Below are 19424 nucleotides of genomic sequence, written 5' to 3' on the forward strand. Positions count from 1 at the left end.
TGGTTAACCGCCTGGAATGCCTGCGGCTAGTCTTTGAAATCCCAACGAGACCCGTTTAAACTGTTTCGAACAGCGAAAGTTTCTGCTTCAGTATGGGATATTGAATTAATATTATAACGACTAAAGCATCGGAACAAAAAGCAATGCTAACTATGCCAATCCTTATCCATTCTTGTCCAGCCAGTCAATTGCATCTTCTGCCTGGTAGAAAAAGGCTATTTCTGATTTTTTCTCTTTGTTGTCGACACTTTTCTGAGCCGACAACTGGCTAAACACACTTGCCGAAAATACCCAGGCAAAAAACTGGAGTCCGGCATCTTCCATTAAGGGCAACCAGACTTCAGCTGCCCAGTCCGAAGCTTCCGACCAGGTACCGATCACTTCCCGATTATCATTGAATACTTTCGAACGGCTGTTGCTGCGCAAGTACTCAATCATCAACTTGCCACCATGCTTAACGGAGTTCATATCCTGATGGCCCCACCACCTTACATACATTATAGCTGAATCAGGTGGACAATAAATTTCGATATAGCGATCTTTATAGTAATTTACAGTCTGGGTTTCAGGGGTTATCGCTCCGAGTGGCACCAACGGAAGTTTAAAAGAAAAAACAGATCCCTTGTTCAATTCACTCTCTATCCAAAAACTTCCCCCATGCCTCTTAATGATTTCGGCAGAAATGTAAAGGCCAAGCCCTAATCCATCAAATTTAGCTGAAGAGTTATCAGAGCGGTAATAGCGTTCAAAAAGTTTTGTGATTTCATCGCTATCTATCCCGATTCCATAGTCCGTAATGGAGACAATCAGATTGTCATCCTGCACTTCTGTGTCTATTAAGATGCGATCCGCATTAGGTGAATATTTAACGGCATTGGATATGAAATTTTGTATAACCTGTTCTAATCTATACCTATCGCCCTGGATGTTAACCGGCCGCCTATCCTTTAAAATCATCCTGTGAGATGGAAAAATGATTTGCATTGCTCCAACGGTTTCCTGCAACAATTCTGAGAACTCAAAATTTTCAGTATTCAGGGGCAGTTTGCCAACATTAATCTTACTTACATCCAGAAGATCCGAAATCAGTTTTTCAAGCCTGACAAGCTGGGCCTCCGTACGGTGCAGAAAGTCTTTAACCTTCGGGTTGTCGGCTATACGAAGCAGAATCTGATTGTATCCTTTTATCGAGGTTAGCGGCGTTTTAAGCTCATGACTCGCTGTGGAAATAAATTCATCCTTGCGAAATTCATTTTCTTTACTTGCCTGTATGTTCGTACAAGTACCAACCCATACACCAGGCTTTCCTTCTACGCAAATTAACACGGCTCTCACTAAGTGCCAGTAATATGCCCCATCCTCAAAGCGCAGCCGTAATTCTGAAGTATACTCCTTTTCATTTTTAAGACTTTCCTGCCAGCGCTTTAAACTCAAGGGCAGATCTTCAGTGTGCACAAAAAAAGCCCAGCCTAATTCAATCACTTTAGCAGCGGGATAGCCAAAATCACGACTTAAGGTCTCATTTACATAATCTATTTTTCCCGCCCTATTCGCCGTCCAGATTTGTTGGGGAATAGCATTCAGCAATGCTGAAGAAGATAAATCGGTATTTAAAGACAATTCCGGCTCCCGGCCCATCCCCTCCGTATTAAATTTAAAGCTTGAGTTTACATCTGACCCGGTTTCCATAACCAAAGCTAAACATTTAGCTCCTAAACCCTATCGACCATTGAAAAATATTTCCGGAACCATGAAAAACTTTTGAAGCATAAATACGCTATCTAACACGTAACAGATAATTAAGATTGACGCTAACCGCTCTGGAAACAGCATTTACCTCTTATAAGCACAGGTAAATTATAAAAGAAAATGACCATACCATAAGTATTTAAAATAAAAAATGACGTATAAATCCGCCGAACTTTTATAAAAATTGGATGGTTAATAAAGGCATAAGGTAAGAAAGCTATGCATATTATAAGAAAAGAGAAATTCATGCAGTACATGATTGTTTATCCGCAATTGCACTCGTAACCATTCCATGGGCGTTTAGGTTCAATAAATTGAAGATTGTTAGGTAATTTTCTGGGTACAGCTGTAATTACCGCAATTATGTCTGCCAAAACCAATCACGAAGGTGGTATTCTGCGACTTATTCCTAACCTCCTTTCATCTTAAATCATCAACAGCATACAATTTGATTATAAAATAATTACATCAATCCAATAACACTATGAAAAATTTAGCAAACATGGCATTACTTGCGATAGCAGCTTTAACTTTTGAAGCTTGCTCCAGTACAAGATCAACCTCCGTGCGGACAGATACAGCCGAACCTTCCGGATCTGTTTCCCATGCAACCGGCGACGCAACGAGTATATCCGCTGGAAGTAAAACCGGATCGGGTACAGGAAGTGGAACAACGGGATCAGGTAGCGGAACTTCAGGGACCATTACCACTGGTTCGGGCAGTAGCACATCCGGTACAAATACAGGTAGCGGCAAAACCGGTTCAGGCGCTGCAGGAACAACAGGCACGGCCAACACAAGTTCCGCTGGAGCATCAGGCTCCACAAACACAGGAACAGGCGGATTAGTATCAGATGAAACTTCGCAATTTATACGCCAGGCTGCAATAAGTGGGCTATCGGAAGTACAATTAAGTCATCTCGCTCTGAAAAGCGCACAAAGCACTACAGTTAAAAAGTTTGCAGCAATGATGGTAAAGGATCATGGAGGTGCGAATGCTGAATTGAAAACTTTGGCATCGGCTAAGGACATCATGCTTCCGGACAGCAGTGACATAGGCGATGCCACTAGTGACATTAATACTGCTGGAAACACAGGTAGCACAATGAGTTCGGGAACAACCGGCACAGGCTCAGGAACTTCTGGATCCAGCACAGCAGGAAGCGGTTCTAGCGCCACAGACAACGGTTCCGGCGGCAGCAATATGAGTCCTGCGGAAAAAATAGAACGATTAAGAACTTCTTCCAATAAAGAATTTGATCAAAACTATGTGCAGTTAATGATTAGAGATCATGTTAAAGCGATAAGCCTTTATGAAAGTGGAGCAAGATCTGCCGATCCGCAAGTTAAAGCATATGCCTCAAAACATTTGCCCGCACTCAGAAAACATTTACAACAGGTAACGGATTTGGGTAAATCCACCATTGGTAAATCAGGCGTGCAATAGTCTGTTGATAATCTAAAACCGTGGCTGTATCGAAATCTTTCTTTTGATACAGCCCCATTTTGTAGCTGTCGTTGTTCAGACAGTTCACGATAGTATAGCATTTCACCTATCGGAAAAAATTACCAGGAACTACCAATATTAAAAAAACTTTGCGGTAAACGGTTTGATTTTAAGGATAATTAAGAACGAAAAACTATCCTACAAGCCAGTATTTTTAACAGGCGGTAAAACGGTTGTTGTTCGAGCGGAATGACAAAAAAAAACGATAAATAACGCTGCTTCCATTATTAACAGTCTCAATAAACTTTTATATTAATAACTGGCTGTATAACTGGTTTTTATATAATTTTATTATATTTATTTCATAAATAAATCAGCTATGAAAAAAGTAATTCTTCTGAGTTCGGTAGCAGTGGCCAGTGGCGTCTTGTTTGCGAATATCTTTAATTCAATGGTTATCGCAGCTGCCACCGATAGTGACATTCCGAATTCTGTTCTAGCTGCAAAAGAGTTTTTTAGAACTGTAAATCCGGGGAATTTTTTTAAAATATTTTCTCCCGCAAGCCAATTTCTGACTTTACTATCACTTATATTATATTGGAGAAAGGCAAAAAACGTCAGATTATTTCTGGGTATTGCTTTGATTTGCTACATATCAGGAGATATTTTAGCCGTTACTTACTTCCATCCGAAGACCGATATCATGATGTCTCAGCCAACTCCAGATACCGGAACACTTAAAAGACTATCATCTGAATGGAGCAATATGAATTGGGTACGATCGTTAATACTTTTGATCGGTGTTGTATGCTCTTTTGTAGCTGTCGATAGATTTTACGCCTTTAAATCAACCTCTAAACCTCCGGTTGAAAAAATTTGATTAAAACCGTTTTCACGACATTAGTGCAAATACCGAAAAAACCACACCAGCAAGCAAAATGCTGGGGACAGGCGGCATGAATAAACGATCCCGTTCTATCGGAAACTCATGGTGGTTTTCATGAAAAACATAGACCAATCGCTTTCCGAAGCCGGTAGTTGCCTGATAATGGAATAAAAACCGACTTAAAAAATATTCAAAGAAAGTCCAGCTGATCATTGCCATAAAAAATATTGATACGATGATAATAGCCGAATACTGAAATTCAAGCAAAACATATAAAGTCATAAAAATACCGAGGAGGATATAATTGGCATGAATAACCTAGGGACGAGCCTTGGTCAATGCTTCCAATAACCCGTTTTTAAAGATTCTAGCTTGTCCGTTATTATTGATCTTCCTGGCTCCCGCGATATTGTTCTATTAAGTAAAAAATTCATTGTCTGCGCTTTTTGGTTACAATAAATTTTTACTGTACTATTCTTATAACCCTCCGTATCTGGATCGGTGTCCCTGTTCCTAATTTAGGCATAACTGGGCCGTGAGTATTTTACCAAAAAACACTTTCTTTTAATGTAAAACAAACCGGCTACAAAGATCTTAAAGCCGGCAATACATGATTTCCAAAATCCCTGATAAATTGCTCTTGTTCACGGTTTACATTGTGTAGGATAATCCGCTCAAAGCCGAGGCTCAAATCTTCCTTCAGCCAATCAACATGCTGATAAGGATCTGCAGAAATCCGTACCATCCGCTTCATATCCTCTTGCTTAACAAATTCTGCAGCGGCATCAAAATGGGCAGTTGAGGGAAGTTCTCCGAGTACCGTGCCTTGAAATATATTGGTTCGCCATTGGTCATAAGCGCCGTTCAACGCGGAATTATCTGTCTGGGCATAAGAAAGCTGGACTTTTAAATGAATAGGTTTTCCCTCACCGCCGTTGCTCCGGAATGCATCGACCACCTGCTTAAGTTCATCAAAGGGCCGATGAACAGTAATCAGGCCATCTGCCCAAGCCCCAGCCCATTGGGCAGTCTCTTTACTTACCGCAGCACAGAACAAGCGCGGAAGTTGGCTGGGCAGTGTGTATAACTTGGCATTTTCTACCCGGATAAGGCCCTGGTGGTTTACTGTTTCCCCTGCAAACAACTGCCGGAATATGTCCACACATTCCTTAAGCCGCTGAGTACGAGTCCGCTTATCAGGCCATTTCTCTCCTGTGATCTGCTCATTGAGCGCCTCACCACTTCCCAGAGCAACATCAAACCGTCCGGGAAACATTTCGCAAAGGGTGGCGATTGCCTGGGCTACGATTGCAGGGTGATAACGCTGACCTGGCGCGCACACCATGCTAAAAGGTACAGAACTGGCCTGCATGGCAGCGCCCAGCCAGGCAAAAGAAAAACCGCTATGGCCCTGTCGCTTACTCCAGGGATGGAAATGATCTGACGAAGCGATGGCATCAAAGCCGGTTTGTCCGGCGAGAACGGCACACCGCACCAGCTCACTCGGGGCGAACTGTTCGTGCGAAGCATGATAGGAAAACTGTGTCATAGATTTATTCTGGATTTATAGGCTGCTGCCACCCTGCATCGCTTGTTTTATCACCTGGCGGATGACCGACGAGGATTCCGGGTCTCCTTTGATCATCGCCCTGCCGAATTTACTGAGCATAGTCTTGTCCACATGCGGTGGAATAATAGGAACATTCGGATCGCATACTACATCCAATACTGCCGGACGATCACTATTTAGCACTTCGTTCAATGCGACATCGATCTGATCCGGATGGTCAATTCGAATTCCTTTTAGCCCGACAAGCGTTGCGAAAGCAGCATAGTTTACATCAGGTATGTCCTGCGAAGCTTCAAATTTTGGTTCACCGGCAAGCATGCGCTGTTCCCAGGTCACCATATTCAGGTCACGGTTATTCAGTACGATAACCAGCAAACCTGGCGTCGACCACTCTTTGAAGTATTTGGCGATCGTGATAAGTTCATTCATGCCAAGCATCTGCATGGCACCATCTCCGCTTATCGCTACCGGTATCCGATCCGGATAGGCAAACTTTGCAGCGATGGCATAAGGAATAGCAGGGCACATAGTCGCCAGGTTTCCTGAAAGCGAGGCCATCATACCAGACCTTATTTTGATATTGCGTGCATACCAGAAGGCTGACGTGCCAGAATCAGCCGTCAGGATGCAATTGTCGGGGAGCAAAGGAGAAAGCCGCTGCAAAACCAGTTGCGGATTGACGGGGTCGGCTGCCAGATTTGCCCTGTCTTCGACGGTTTGCCACCATTCATCCACACGCTGTTCAATCTTTGTTCTCCAAACCCGATCCTGTTTATGCCTCAAAAGAGGAATTAACGCCTTCAGCGTATCGCGGCTGTCTCCGAGCAGGTTCACTTCCATCGGATAGCGAATGCTAAGCATTTTACCATCTATATCAATTTGTACGCCTCTTGCCTTACCGGGTTCGGGCAGGTATTCTGCATAAGGAAAGCTGCTGCCTATCATTAATAAGGTATCGCAGCCTTCCATCAGTTCCCAGCTGGCTTTTGTTCCGAGCATGCCGATAGATCCGGTTACATAGGGCAAATCATCAGGCAATACCGCTTTCCCCAGCAATGCTTTGGCTACTCCCGCTCCCAAGAGCTCCGCCACTTCCCTGATTTCTGCTTCAGCGCCAAAAGCACCCGCACCGATTAGTATCGCCACCTTTTCTCCGCTATTAAGAACATCAGCCGCTTTAGCAAGCTCGCTTTGAGCAGGGATGACATGGTTTTTACTGTGACCCGCTCCGGTTACTACGTTACCATGCATCCTAGGGGGCTGTTCCAGAGCCTTCTCTTCCTGTATATCATTGGGAATAATCACGGCAGTTACTGTACGCTCTGCCTTTGCGATACGGAATGCTCGGTCGATTACCTGCCGGGCCTGAGCTGGATCAATAATCATCTGTACATACTCAGAAGCAACATCCTTGTAAAGGCTCATAAGATCCACTTCTTGCTGGTAATTGCTACCCAAAGAAGTACCTTTTTGCTGTCCGATAATCGCTATCACGGGCTGATGGTCTAGCTTCGCATCATATAAGCCGTTGAGGAGGTGTATCGCCCCTGGGCCTGAAGTTGCCATACATACGCCTACTTCGCCAGTAAACTTGGCATGTCCGCAGGCCATAAATGCAGCCATCTCCTCATGACGGGTCTGTATAAAACGAACGGAATCGTTTCTGTTCATCGCACCTAGCAGTCCATTGATACCATCCCCAGGGTAGCCAAATACTTTATCAATTTTCCAGTCGCCCAGGCGCTGTAGTATAAAATCACTCACATTCATAATGTTATCACAATTAACAGGTTTTAGGTGACCAACTTAAGATTGTCCCCAATCACAACCCAATGCTACTGTTCCCCACTTCTGTTAGTTCCTCACCTTCTTTCTGCTCATGATTAGCCTTGATGTATTTCCTGCTATTCTCCATTTCATTATTCTTAAGGTGAATAATTCTTTCTGTATTAAAAAACCCGTTATTTTAATGGATTGTTTGGTCAGAATTATACTGCTTTTACAAAATAAAATACCTGCAAATAGACATTTTAAACTTAAAAACCGGTCGACTGATAATATAAATAGCATTTAAAGCACAGCTTAAAAGAACATGAAATAAGAAAACAGTTATGTCCATGCCTGAACCCAGGTATTTGGTCAGCATTAAGATTTTAATTCTTTTGCTGATAGACCTGATTTGAAAAACCAATTTATGACGATTCGCTTCCCGGGCTTCATTTAATGTTTATAACCCAATTTTATTTTATTAATAAATAATTGCTTCTTACTTGTTTTTTCCCAAAATAATTTATTTTTCATTCGAATAAGTATATCTTGAAGCATCGGTGCCTTTACTATCAAAAAGCATACAAACCACAAGAGACTGCCTATTGATGTCAGAGAAAGAATTGAAAATTTTAGCGTTGTTTGCAGATATTGAGCAAGGAAGCAAAGTAGCTTTCAATGAGCTTTTTATGCTATATCACCATAAGCTTCTTTCCCTGGCCAGGCAATATCTTAATAGCTTGGAAAGCGCAGAAGAAATAACGTCAGAACTTTTCATAAAACTATGGTTAAAACGGCACAACCTGTCAAAGGTGATTCATCCGGAGATATATCTGTTCATCTCGATTAAAAATGCCTGTCTCAATTTGATCAGATCTGAAAAAAAAAGAAAATTGGTATTCAGTCCATGGTCATCTGCTGAAGAATCCATAAATCAACAGATTTCAGATATGGCTGATGAGGAATTGCATACAATGCTTAATAAAGCGGTTGCGGCGCTTCCTGAGCAACGCCGAATTATTTTCATCCTGATTAAAGAAGATGGATTAAAAAGCAAGGCAGTGGCAGAGATTATGGGAATTTCAGTCAGAACGGTCGAAAACCAGCTCTATAAAGCTGTCAAATCTTTAGCTGATACGCTTAGTTTATATTTAGGTTACCACCCTCAGTATAAGAAAAGGCGTGGCGTTACTTCGCAATGGATTCTGTCTTTTTTTTTATAACGGTAGTGAGTAGTTCTTAAATTAAAACTGTCTTTAATGTAAATGCGTGGAATGATGAACAGACAAAAATTCATTAAATTATTCTCAAAAAAAATTTCGGGTGAAATCGACGCCAATGATCTAAATCTGCTGAACAAAACGGTCATTGAAGATGAACATTACAGCGAATTAGCAGGTCACCTGGAAAACTACCTGGGTAAACAAAATATACCCAATAATTCGGATAGTCAACACCAATTAAACCAAGTCTGGACCATGATTGATGGCAATCAAAATGGACATCTTAGTGGCAAATACAACTATTCCGAATATAAAGGTTCTATTAGCTCACCGATTTGGATTAAGGCCGCAGCAGCTTTGATTGTCATCTCTTGCGGAGGTCTGCTGCTCTACAAGCTTTCTAAAATGGAAACTTCGCATGAATTTGAACAGTTAACGACCAGGGAGGTAAAAACCTTTAAAATGCTGGACGATGGCACCAAAGTCTGGTTAAACAAACATTCAACCTTGAATTACAATAAAGGCTTTGGGGTGGATGCACGGGAAATAACCATTGAAGGGGAAGCCTATTTTGACGTAGTCAAAAATAACCGTATTCCCCTTTATGTGCATGCCGGAAATATTGATATTGAGGTAAAAGGCACCGCATTTAATGTTAAAGCTGAAAAGGGCAACAAAGATATCGAAGTTGCACTGCTAAGGGGTCTCATTCAGATTAGTGACAGGCTGAATAAAAACAGCAGCTTGTTACTACACCCCAATCAAAAAATTGTTTATAACACATGGCAAAAGGACAAAAATAAAAACCTCCAACTTAAATTAGTAAATCCATCTGCACTTTTAAATGAAACAAAATGGATTGCGGACACCCTCGTTTTCAGGAAAGAAAAGCTTAAGGATTTGGCCCGTAAAATGGAGAAAAAGTACGATGTGAGAATAGATATCCAAAGCGAAGCACTAAAGGAAAAACACTTTAGCGGGATATTTATAAATGAAACGATAGAACAGGCGATAACCTCCCTTAAATTATCCTACCCACTTACCTATACAATCAACAAAAGGTTGGTTGTGATTAAGGGACAGGAATGAGAAAGGCGATGGTGCTCCTTGTTCTGATGTGGATGGTAAATTTCAACATTTCAGCTCAGGTAAGAAAACTGACGCTAACACTACATCAAAAACCGCTTAAAGAGTTATTTAATCAAATTGAAAAACAGTGCGGTTATGGTTTCATATATAGTGATGAAGTTGTAAAGGATACGATGAAAGCATCGCTAAATGTAAAAGAAGCACCTGTTTCTACTGTGCTAGGCGAGGTTCTTAGAGATCATAAATTGGCTTTCAATTTAATCTCCGAAAAACTCATTGCTATTGGTTACAGCAATAATCAACTGAAAAGCGGTGGTGTTTCCAAGTTCGCATTCGGTGGAATAATATCTGATAAAAATGGAGTCGGCATCCCTTTTGTGTCCTTAAGCTTGCTCCGTTCATCTGTTATTGTTGAAAAAATAGTAAGCGAAACTAATGGTCATTTTCAGCTCAACCATTATTTTTTACCGGCAGATAGGTACCGGCTACTAGCGACTTCAGTTGGTTATAAGCCGCTTGAAATTTCCTTCACCATCGCAGACACATCTGATTTAAAGAAATTGGTGATGTCTGAAGAGTCACAAACTTTGCAGACCGTTACCGTGATTAATGCCAAACCACTCATCGAAAGAAAAACAGACCGGTATATTGTTAACGTAGAGAACGGTTCACTGGCACAGGGATTATCAGCTTTCGAGGTTCTCCAAAAATCTCCGGGAATATGGGTCAGCCAGGATGGCAGCATCAGAATCAAAGGTAACCAGTCTGTATTGGTGATGATAAATGATGTGGTTCAGCGTATGTCGCAAGATGACCTGGCGGAATACCTGAAGTCGCTAAGGTCTGAAGACATCAGTAAAATTGAAGTTATCTACAATCCCCCAGCGGAGTTCGAGGCTGCAGGAACAGGAGGCATAGTTCATATTGTACTGAAAAAATCCAGAAAAGACGGCATAAACGGGTCATTAAATGGCAGATATCAAAAACAGGGCAAGCAATCCTTGATAAGCGGTGGAAGCTCCTTGGCTTACAAGGTAAAAAGGTTTTATCTATCTGCGAATGGTTCCTACACCAGTGACAGGAATTCTTCATTCGGTGAAGAAACCGTTTTTTACCCTGATGCAAGCACTTTCAGCAATAAAACACGCCGCAACAACCAGATCTCAAGATATCAATATCGCTTCAGTGCAGCGTATGAGATTTCGTCAAATCAAGCGATCGCTATCCAAAATACGGGCTCAAAGAACCAACCATCGCAGCTATTTCTGACAGATATTATTTATCAATACCTTACCTCCAGGAATGGCTATGCCCGTGCAGATTGGGATAGGAACATTAGATTCAACAGCACCACACTCAACTACACATGGAAAATAGACACCCTTGGATCCTCGCTAAAAATAATCGGGGACTATTCCGAAAATTCTAAAAACGAGCAGAACAAACTTCTGGCAACTTACAGTAATCCATTTAGCAGTATGCAGTCTAGAACCTTAACGCCCAGCAGTACGGGAATCTATGCTGCTCAGATGGATTATACGAAAACCTGGGAAAATAAAACTGAATTGAAAAGCGGAATAAAATACAGTTCTATTGAACGAGATAATGAGAGCATAAGCGAAAACTTTATTCAAGGCCTGTGGGTAAACAATCCACTAATCAGCAATCAGTTTCTTTATAAAGAACAGCTGAACATGCTTTATACAACGCTAGAGAAAACTATTGGCCCAAACAGCATTAAGATTGGATTAAGAGCTGAGCAAACCCTTTCTAACGGACTTTCAGTCACATCAGGCGATGCTTTTAAAAGAAAATACTTTAGCCTGTTTCCATCAGTTTATTTAATGAGAACTCTAAATGAGGATAAAGGTTCATCGCTCTTCCTCAACTACTCCAAAAGGCTTCAGCGGCCATCTTTTAATGATCTTAATCCTTACCGCCTGCAAGTTCACGATTATATGGTTTTAACCGGAAATCCCAACTTACTGCCACAATATTCGCATAACATTCAGGCGGGTTATAATTTCCTGAGCCATTACAACTTTGATTTATACTACTCTTCAACGAATAATCTGATTGCTTTATTAGCGAATACGATAGACAATAATGTAGTCGAATACAAATCATATAATTTTAGAGATGGTAGGGAATACGGGTTGAACTTAAATGCTTCACCGCGAATTTCAAAGTCCTGGCAGAGTAACTACAGTCTATCCCTTTACCGGGCTTCAACCTCTATAAATAACTTAGGCAATTCAAAGATTACGCTGGCGGCAAAATCTATGCATACAATAAGCTTCAAAAAATTACCAACACTGGATATCATTTCAGAATATAAATCACCATCTGTTTCCGGTAATACCAGGCTCGGACATATGTTCTACCTGGACCTGATGCTCTCACAAAAAATACTTAAAGAAAAAGCTGTGTTGCGCATGTATCTGTCTGATGTATTGAATACAGTCCGTGAGAAGGAATTTTCGTTCAGCAACGGTACCACAATCGATTTTTATCAAAAGCGACAGACCCGCAACATCAGCCTATCCTTCAGCTATAACTTCAGCCTCGGCAATAAGTTCAATCAGAACAATATCGAGCAAAGCAATAAGGAAGAAAACAGACGAATGGGTAACTAAATATATTTAAAGCATTGGATATGAATGGCATAGAATTTCGTTACACAATAATCACGCTTGTATTGTTCATCATTTGTAGTTCATTAGCGAATGCGCAGCAAGTCACCATTAAGCTGGAGAAAAAGCCAATTATCGAACTTTTTAAGCAGATACAGGTTCAAACCGGGTATTCGATCGTATATAGTAATGAAGTCGTTCCAGATTCGATGTTGATATCGATAAATGCGAATAAATTAAGTGTGAATAAATTACTTGATACCGTATTGGCATCGAAAAATTTGTTTTCTCAAATGCTTTCAGAATCTCTGATCGTGATTCGAAGCCGGGAAATGGAGCAGCAAAAATCCAAAGCCAATGAAGTGATCATTTCCGGTAGAATCATGAATTCCGATGATCAGGCAGTTCCTTTTGTAACAGTTTCTCTTCTGGAAACCGGCGTGCTGGTAAGCGGTACCATTGCAGACGAAAATGGAAATTTCAAATTTGCTTATCCATTAAAGAAATATGATGGTTGCACTTTGAAGCTGACTTCCCTGGGATATGAAAACCTGATTCTAAAGTTTCCGGCAGACAAATACCCCACTGGCATACAAGATTTTGGAAAGATCAGACTTGTACCTCAAACCAGAAATCTAAAGTCAGTACAGGTCAGTGGCAACCAAAGGGTCATTGAAATGAATGATGGAAATATTGTTTTTAACGTTTCCAAAAGCATTAGTGCGCAAGGTACAAATGCGCTTGAATTATTAGCCCGGGCTCCTGGCGTTAGCGTGGCCAGTGATAATTCTATCTCGTTGAATGGTAAAGCTGGCGCATCGATCCTAATTGATGGAAAGATGACTTATCTATCTAATGGAGAAGTTGCAGAACTACTTAAAACGATGTCCTCCTCAAATATCAGATCGATCGAAATCATCAACAGCCCGGGAGCCAAGTACGATGCAGCAGGTACGGCTGGAATTATCAATGTGAAGACTTTAAAATCTACTGTGGATGGATTGAATATGAGCATGACTACAGGTTTAAATTATGGCGTTTATTTTAGGAATAGCCAGGATCTTTCTGTTAACTACAGAAAGAATAGGTTTAACCTGTATGGCTCCTACAGTCATTTTTTGGGTTATTATTCCTATCTCTATGGCGGAGACCGGATTCAGGAAGGCAATTTTTTTAACAGTTTCACAGATGACATTGATAAAAGAAATAAAATTGGATCGAGGGTTGGTGCAGATTTTATAATTAATAAAAAAAGCACTGTAGGCATATTATTAAATGGTAATTTTCTGTTTGGTGGAGGAATAACCGATACCAAAACCGATATTGGACTGGAGTCGACGAAAGTGGTGGAGCAAACCTTGACTGCTGTAAACGACTATTATGCCCAAGGTACCCAGCGTTATAATTTAAATGCAAATTATAAATATGAAGATACACTGGGCAGAATCCTGAATATAGATGCGGACTATGGCAGTTTTACTAAACGGGCAGGTAACCTTCAATCAAACCGGTATACGCTGGCTGACAACACCATAACAAGCGACAATCTTTACCGCTCTTTAAACAGAATTGATATAACTTTGGGCGCGGTAAAACTTGACTATTCCACCAATCTTTGGAAAGGAAAACTGGAGACAGGAGCAAAATATTCAACCGTGTCATCATCAAATGACTCCAGGTTTCTGGAAGTACAGCAAGCGGCTGAAGTACTGGATCCTACCCGGTCGAATAGATTTTCTTTTAAGGAAAACATCAGCAGTGGGTACGTTAATTATAAGAAGCCATTTGGGAAATGGCAACTCCAGGGCGGTTTAAGAGTTGAAAATTCCCGCTCAACCGGTAGGCTTGAAGAAGTTTCCGAAATTTCAGGCAATGAGCAAATCATCAACCGAAACTACACGAATCTCTTTCCTTTCTTTTCGGCCAGCTTAACGGCTTCCCCTACAAATAGCTTTTCTTTTAGTTATTCCAAAAGAATAGACCGGCCAGCTTACCAAAACCTGAACCCTTTTATTTATTTGTTAGATGAACTCTCTTTCTGGCAGGGAAACCCATTTCTAAAACCCCAGATTAGCCATCGCGGACTAATACAGTATGTTCATAGAAGTACCATTATCGGGCTGAGTTACACTTATACAAATGATTTCAGCGTGGAAGTAACTGATACCATCGGATCTTCAAAAATTGTCATGATTCCACGAAATTTGGGCAATCAACAGCATGCCGCACTAACATTAACGCAGTCATTGAAGCCTTCGGATTGGTGGGACATTACCTTTAACGGAACGCTTTTCCGGCTTAATAACAATGTTGATTTTGGAAATGGAAGAAAACTAGACCTTAAACAATTGGCTGCGAGATTAAGTCTGCAGCAGACATTCCAATTGCCGAAAGGTTTTGTTGGGGAAGTGATGGGATTTTATAATTCTAAACGCCTTGTTGGTGCGAATCAGTTTTTTGAACCCAATAGTCAGATAGATTTAGGACTACAGCGAAGTTTCTGGCAAAAGAATGGAACTTTAAGACTTGTTTATAGCGATATTCTCAAAGGAAGCCAGGGAAATTCCTTTCAACGTGTAGGAAATTTTACGATTCGAAACTACAGCTATTTTGAAACAAGGCAACTCAAACTGAGCTTCAGTTACAAATTTTCTAACGGGAACTCCAAAGGTCCAAGAACCAGAACTTCTGCTTTAGAGAATGAAAGTGGACGAATCAAATAACATAAGAAGGATTTCTCGCAAAATCATTCATACGAATTTTGGTATCCTTCTGGGGAAGCATGTCGCTTGTGGATAACCACTACAAACCCAAGAAAACCACCTGCGCTGGATAACGGCGATTAGTTCTTCAACAAAAAATCCAGCACGATTTTATTGAAAGCTGATGAATTTTCCTGTGGAGCAAAATGAGTTGCGCCTTGCAGAATATGTAATTCCGCTCCGGGTATTCCCTGCGCAATAGATCGGGTGTGCGCCTCCAAAATAATATCTTTCTCACCCGCCATAACGAGGGTTTTGGCAGTAATATTTTTTAGCGATCTTTGATCAATCTGCGGCTCTCTTAGTAACATGTCGAGCAGAAGAATTTTATTTTTATCCTCTGGGTTGTTTTTCGTCTTTAGTTTATTCAGGTCGTTTTTAGTTTGCTTCAAAATTTTTGGACTAACAGAGGATTCTTCAGGATTTAGATTAGCCCCCATCACGACCAATCTTTTAACGTATTCAGGATTTTTAATGGCAAGGGTAAGACCGGTATTCCCACCATCGCTCCAACCTAGAATATTCACACCTTTGAGATGTAGTGAATCTAAAAGTGCTTTCATGTCTTCCGCAAAAATATCATACGAAAGGGATTCAGCCATATTCCCCAAACTTTTTCCCTGCGCCCTGGTATCTACAGTGATCACTTGAAAGTGTTTAGCAAAGTCGGTGATCTGCGACTTAAAATCACTAATCGATCCGCCGTTACCATGTAACAATAGCAAAGGTTCGCCTGATCCATAGGTTTCATAATAAATTTTTGCGCCCGCAATATTCATGTATTTACCTTTAAGTTTATACCGTCCATAAGGATAAATGATCGTCGAATTTCTAGAATGTATATGCAAATGATGATGAATATTTCGATCGCTATCCAATGCTGATTCAATTTTTACGCCTTGTTTTTCCTTTAAATTTTCAGTCCCCCTGAATCCCTTAAGTGGCAGCGGCGACTCTTCAAAATCAGCATTAGGAATAACAACTTTCTTCCAGGAACCAGTAACTGTTTCTACCTCGAAGCTAAAGTTATCATAATAAAAGTCTCCATTCCCGCGGGTATTAACATACAACCAAACCTTATGTGCACTTGAAGCTACCGTTCCAGTAATCTCATAATGATGCCAGGCTGAATCTTTATTGACAGCAGGTTTCGACTGCGCCGTTTTGGGAACAAAATCATAATCTCCTTTTCCAACCTGAAGCAAAAAGAAGCCAGCCAGCCCAATACTGTCAGCTGGTATATTTTTGATATCTACTCCTGCCTTGAAGCGCTTTCCTATAAAAGATTTAATTGGAATTTCCCGTACAATACTCAGATCATTACTGGTAGAAACTTGACCAAAGCAAGATAGAGCCGAAATAAAAGAGAGCATTAGAGGGAATATTAATTGGGCTTTATACTTCATTTTTGGGAATAGAGAATGCTACTTAAGTAAAACAATGGCCTAATTTAGAATTTCAAATGAATAGTCATCTATGAAATCGGTAAGCTATAATTATTAAGACACCAAAATTTGAATAAGTACTTATGCAACAGAATATAAATTTCTGTAAGAATTAAATCAAGCAACCACAACGTTAAATCAGGTTTTTTAAGGACAACTTTATATGATCTACAGCAGTATTCTCATGTTATTTATTTACGCTCAGTTTAGCAAATCAACATAAACTGTTTAAATTACAGTAAAAATAATTTCTATACCCTATTTAGAACCCCCAAATATATGTCTATCAATCTTTTTTCTACATTACGGCATACCAGTTATTCAGTCTTTAAATAAAGATTCTCTAAAAAGCTGGTTAGTGCCTCACCTCTAAGCTTCGTGCCAATGATCTTTCCCTGTGGATCCAAAATACAGTTGAATGGAAGAGCTTTAAGTGCATAAGCTTCAGCCACCGAACCTTTTAGTGCTAGCGGGTCATTTAGTTGGATCCAGGTTAAACCATCGTCAGCAACTGCCTTGCGCCAACTTTTCTGATCTGAATCCATAGAAATACTTACAAACACCAAATTTTTTCCTTTTAACTCCGCATTTAATTTTCTGAGCAGCGGATGTTCTTCACGGCAAGGCACGCACCAGCTCGCCCAAAAGTCTAATAAAACATATTTTCCCCGGTATTGGCTAAGGTCAAATTTGTTGCCGGCAATATCTTTAAGCACCACATTTGAGGCCTGTTTTCCAACTTCTACAGCTTTTGAAGCATCAACAAAAGATTTTATTCGCTTGGCATAATAGCCTTTTTTCGCATTTTGGGTTAAAAAACCATAACATTTTTCGGCTTTTGCAAAATCGGTGCTATTCAAATGACTGTTGATGATCGCAAGAGACGAGGCTACTGTATTGGGATTGGCTTTCACAAAGGATAATGTTAAACTATCAACCCTTCGATGGAATTCAAGGTATACATTGCTGTTTCTGTCATGAAAATCCACATTTGACTTTTCCAACTGCCTTCTATAGTCCGCATTAATATTGATGTTTTTTTCTTTGAAAGCACTAAACAGCTCATTTTCTGCTGCACCTTTAACCTCAGCATAATAAAATTTTGATATAGAACCTGTTACTTTGACGTTTTCATTCTGTAAAACAATTATTTTTTGCTGTTGGTTAATCGAGTTGCTCAAAGTACAAACAACCGTTTCCGGCAAATTACCTTTGAGCATCATTTTGTTATTATTGATCGCAGCTGAATCTATGGTCTTCGTGCCCATGTATTCATAGGCTATCTTAATTATGGTTCCATCCGGCGCCTGGATATTTCCATTTATAATAAATCCGCCTGCCTTGTTAGACATTAGAAAAACAGAAAGTAAGGCACTTGATGTTAGGATCGAGAGCGATAATAATCCTCTCCATTTATAACTTATTTTTTTCATTTTTTAAGGGTATTAAACGATTGCAGCTTTATAAAGAACTGCAAATCCAACTATAAAAATTATCAAAATCAACATTTAGCTGCAAATAGGCAGGCACTACTACCTGCGATTAAAAACTGATCAAAACAAATAGGCTATCTTCCCTGATTGCATAACCAATTTAATATTGCCAAGTTCCCGAATATCTGACAGTGGATTCCCATTGAGTACTAAAAGGTCTGCAACTTTTCCATTTTCAATGGAACCTAATCTTTTTTCCTCACCGATAATTTTAGCATTGATAAGGGTCGCGGACTTTATCGCATCAATATTAATGAAGCCACACTTATCCACAAACGAACTTAGCTCATCTAATAACCTTGGATTAGGGCGATTAAGATCGACAATTTGATCAGTGCCTGCAGCTATTTCTACTCCTTGCTCATGTATTTTTTTTAGTATCGTAAATATCCAGGGATCACGATCTTCAGATACACATAATGTTGCATCCAAAATTGCATTTTTAGATTTCATGATGTTGCAGAAGTCGGTGATATCGAATTTGGCAATTAAATCTTCCTTATAGCTAGCTTTGGTTTTTCTTAATAGAAACGCCGCATCTGATACCAAATTTTCTAACATGAATACATGAGATGGCACTTCAACTCCTGAGGCAACAACCTCAATAGGTGTTGCAGGGTACATCATTAAATGTCCCCATGTTTTAAGACCATGCTTTTTGGCAGCACTAACCACTTTAGTTAAAAGCACCTTATCAAAAGAGTGGTACAATTTAACTCCAGTGGCTCCGCAAGACTTTGCAACAGTCATCGCGCTATCCAGATCAGTTTGATCAGTTATCAATTGGCGCCAAGGCTGATAGGGTTCGTTTTTATGCAGGCCAATGCCCCTATTGTAATACCAATCGCCAGCCATAACTGCAGCAAAAAAAACATTTGCACCTTTTTGTCTCCCGCTCTTGATACTTTTCTGCGCTTCCAATAATGCGGCACCATCTCCTGAGGCATCACGAACTGTTGTGACCCCATGCTTTAAATAGTAATTGAGGTGACTATAAGTTGTATTAATGTTGTTTTTTGTAAGAGCAGAAACATGTACATGCGCATCTATTAGACCTGGGACAAGGTATTTTCCTGAAAGATCCAATACTTTTAAACCTTTTAACTTTCTCGCCGGATAATTGGTGCTCAATATAAGCCCATTGGATACGGCAACATTTTTTTTCTTAATAAATTTGCCTTGCTTAAAGTCTAAAACATTTACATTCTTTAAAACCATCATAGACGTATCAGTCGATTGTCTAGTAAATGCGTGAAGTTTTTCTAGACTGAAACCCAGACACATCAGAATCCCTACTGCAAGCTTTAATACTTTCGTTTTCATTGGATTAAATTTAAATTGAATACGCAGCGGCATCCAC

At 40.3% G+C, this 19424-nt stretch carries 12 protein-coding genes; 6 read left to right on the forward strand and 6 right to left on the reverse strand.

The annotated features are described in order from the left end of the window. Positions 1-162 precede the first annotated feature (162 nt). Entirely contained in the window at positions 163-1689 is a 1527-nt protein-coding gene (locus ASF92_RS09430) for a cell wall metabolism sensor histidine kinase WalK (RefSeq protein WP_056091506.1), read from the reverse strand. Positions 1690-2233: 544 nt separating this feature from the next. On the opposite strand from ASF92_RS09430, the gene ASF92_RS09435 reads away from it, so the two are divergent. Continuing rightward, complete coding sequence (locus tag ASF92_RS09435; protein ID WP_056091509.1) at positions 2234-3196, forward strand: DUF4142 domain-containing protein; 963 nt, start codon at positions 2234-2236, stop codon at positions 3194-3196. Between the two features lie 379 nt (positions 3197-3575). After that, the gene (locus ASF92_RS09440) at positions 3576-4076 is read left to right on the forward strand and encodes an anthrone oxygenase family protein (protein WP_056091512.1); all 501 of its coding nucleotides are present in this window, start codon (positions 3576-3578) and stop codon (positions 4074-4076) included. Positions 4077-4665: 589 nt separating this feature from the next. Here ASF92_RS09440 and ASF92_RS09450 read toward each other — a convergent pair. After that, positions 4666-5631 (reverse strand): TIGR03885 family FMN-dependent LLM class oxidoreductase, encoded by a 966-nt coding sequence (locus ASF92_RS09450; RefSeq protein ID WP_056091517.1) that lies wholly within the window; start codon positions 5629-5631, stop codon positions 4666-4668. Positions 5632-5646: 15 nt separating this feature from the next. Continuing rightward, the gene (locus ASF92_RS09455; RefSeq protein ID WP_056091520.1) at positions 5647-7422 is read right to left on the reverse strand and encodes a thiamine pyrophosphate-requiring protein; all 1776 of its coding nucleotides are present in this window, start codon (positions 7420-7422) and stop codon (positions 5647-5649) included. A gap of 605 nt (positions 7423-8027) precedes the next feature. Here ASF92_RS09455 and ASF92_RS09460 point away from each other — a divergent pair. Genes ASF92_RS09460 through ASF92_RS09475 form a run of 4 tightly spaced genes read left to right on the forward strand, consistent with a single transcriptional unit; the run spans position 8028 to position 15087 of the window. Further along, a complete protein-coding gene (locus tag ASF92_RS09460; RefSeq protein ID WP_056091523.1) occupies positions 8028-8642 on the forward strand; it encodes an RNA polymerase sigma-70 factor in 615 nt (204 codons plus the stop codon). 51 nt (positions 8643-8693) lie between these two features. After that, the gene (locus ASF92_RS09465) at positions 8694-9731 is read left to right on the forward strand and encodes a FecR family protein (RefSeq protein WP_197413267.1); all 1038 of its coding nucleotides are present in this window, start codon (positions 8694-8696) and stop codon (positions 9729-9731) included. Then, entirely contained in the window at positions 9728-12367 is a 2640-nt protein-coding gene (locus ASF92_RS09470) for an outer membrane beta-barrel protein (protein WP_056091531.1), read from the forward strand. The genes ASF92_RS09465 and ASF92_RS09470 overlap by 4 nt, the downstream gene beginning before the upstream one ends. Before the next feature lie 20 nt (positions 12368-12387). Beyond that, a complete protein-coding gene (locus tag ASF92_RS09475; RefSeq protein ID WP_056091534.1) occupies positions 12388-15087 on the forward strand; it encodes an outer membrane beta-barrel protein in 2700 nt (899 codons plus the stop codon). 119 nt (positions 15088-15206) lie between these two features. Here the strand turns inward: ASF92_RS09475 and ASF92_RS09480 are convergent, their stop codons facing one another. The 3 genes from ASF92_RS09480 to ASF92_RS09490 all read right to left on the reverse strand — a co-directional run bounded on the left by ASF92_RS09480 (position 15207) and on the right by ASF92_RS09490 (position 19387). After that, a complete protein-coding gene (locus ASF92_RS09480; protein ID WP_056091538.1) occupies positions 15207-16532 on the reverse strand; it encodes an alpha/beta fold hydrolase in 1326 nt (441 codons plus the stop codon). Positions 16533-16888: 356 nt separating this feature from the next. Next, complete coding sequence (locus tag ASF92_RS09485) at positions 16889-18004, reverse strand: TlpA disulfide reductase family protein (protein ID WP_082489518.1); 1116 nt, start codon at positions 18002-18004, stop codon at positions 16889-16891. Between the two features lie 120 nt (positions 18005-18124). Next, positions 18125-19387, reverse strand: a complete 1263-nt coding sequence (locus tag ASF92_RS09490) for an amidohydrolase family protein (RefSeq protein ID WP_197413268.1) — start codon at positions 19385-19387, stop codon at positions 18125-18127. Positions 19388-19424: the final 37 nt, after the last annotated feature.

Source organism: Pedobacter sp. Leaf176, assembly GCF_001424305.1.
In the GTDB taxonomy this organism is placed as follows: Bacteria; Bacteroidota; Bacteroidia; order Sphingobacteriales; family Sphingobacteriaceae; genus Pedobacter.

Bases quoted from the DNA above. Each gene is read 5' to 3' on its own strand.
- ASF92_RS09455 (WP_056091520.1), bottom strand. From the start codon at position 7,422: ATGAATGTGAGTGATTTTATACTACAGCGCCTGGGCGACTGGAAAATT.
- ASF92_RS09475 (WP_056091534.1), top strand. From the start codon at position 12,388: ATGAATGGCATAGAATTTCGTTACACAATAATCACGCTTGTATTGTTC.
- ASF92_RS09480 (WP_056091538.1), bottom strand. From the start codon at position 16,532: ATGAAGTATAAAGCCCAATTAATATTCCCTCTAATGCTCTCTTTTATT.
- ASF92_RS09435 (WP_056091509.1), top strand. From the start codon at position 2,234: ATGAAAAATTTAGCAAACATGGCATTACTTGCGATAGCAGCTTTAACT.
- ASF92_RS09450 (WP_056091517.1), bottom strand. From the start codon at position 5,631: ATGACACAGTTTTCCTATCATGCTTCGCACGAACAGTTCGCCCCGAGT.
- ASF92_RS09485 (WP_082489518.1), bottom strand. From the start codon at position 18,004: ATGAAAAAAATAAGTTATAAATGGAGAGGATTATTATCGCTCTCGATC.
- ASF92_RS09470 (WP_056091531.1), top strand. From the start codon at position 9,728: ATGAGAAAGGCGATGGTGCTCCTTGTTCTGATGTGGATGGTAAATTTC.
- ASF92_RS09430 (WP_056091506.1), bottom strand. From the start codon at position 1,689: ATGGAAACCGGGTCAGATGTAAACTCAAGCTTTAAATTTAATACGGAG.
- ASF92_RS09465 (WP_197413267.1), top strand. From the start codon at position 8,694: ATGATGAACAGACAAAAATTCATTAAATTATTCTCAAAAAAAATTTCG.
- ASF92_RS09440 (WP_056091512.1), top strand. From the start codon at position 3,576: ATGAAAAAAGTAATTCTTCTGAGTTCGGTAGCAGTGGCCAGTGGCGTC.
- ASF92_RS09490 (WP_197413268.1), bottom strand. From the start codon at position 19,387: ATGAAAACGAAAGTATTAAAGCTTGCAGTAGGGATTCTGATGTGTCTG.
- ASF92_RS09460 (WP_056091523.1), top strand. From the start codon at position 8,028: ATGTCAGAGAAAGAATTGAAAATTTTAGCGTTGTTTGCAGATATTGAG.